Here is a 656-nt window from a genome sequence, read left to right as displayed (position 1 = left end):
GCGACCGTCTCGTAGGACTTGAACTCGTCGGGGGTGACGAAGCTTTCGACCTTGTGGTGCTTGCGGGTCGGCTGCAGGTACTGGCCGATCGTCAGGAAGTCGACATCGGCGGTGCGCAGATCGTCCATCAGCTGCAGCACCTCGTTGCGCTCCTCGCCGAGGCCGACCATGATGCCCGACTTGGTGAACATGGTGGGATCGAGTTCCTTCACCCGCTGCAGCAGGCGGATGGAGTGGAAGTAGCGGGCGCCGGGGCGAACCGTCAGATAGTTGCCGGCAACCGTTTCCATGTTGTGATTGAAGACGTCGGGCTTGGCGGCGACGACACGTTCCAGCGCGCCCGGCTTTTTCAAGAAGTCCGGCGTCAGGATCTCGATCGTCGTTGCCGGCGAGGCCGCACGGATCGCCCAGATCACCTTTTCGAAGTGTTCGGCGCCGCCGTCCTCGAGGTCGTCGCGGTCAACCGAGGTGATGACGACGTGGCTGAGGCCCATTTCCCGGACGGCCTTGGCGACATTTTCCGGCTCGGCCATATCGAGCGCATTCGGCTTGCCGGTGGCGACGTTGCAGAAGGCGCAGGCGCGGGTGCAGATCTCGCCCATGATCATGAAGGTGGCGTGCTTCTTGTCCCAGCACTCGCCGATATTCGGGCAGCC

Annotated in this window: 1 protein-coding gene; it reads right to left on the bottom strand. The window is 63.3% G+C overall.

Going from position 1 to position 656, the window contains the following annotated elements:
* Nucleotides 1-656 (bottom strand): lipoyl synthase (locus CO655_RS33215; RefSeq protein WP_097667977.1); only part of this gene is annotated, 656 nt, incomplete at both ends.

Source organism: Rhizobium sp. M1, from assembly GCF_002531805.1.
In the GTDB taxonomy this organism is placed as follows: Bacteria; Pseudomonadota; Alphaproteobacteria; order Rhizobiales; family Rhizobiaceae; genus Rhizobium; species Rhizobium etli_C.
Note: the sequence above shows the minus strand (reverse complement) of the source record. Positions and strands in the feature narration are given on the sequence as shown.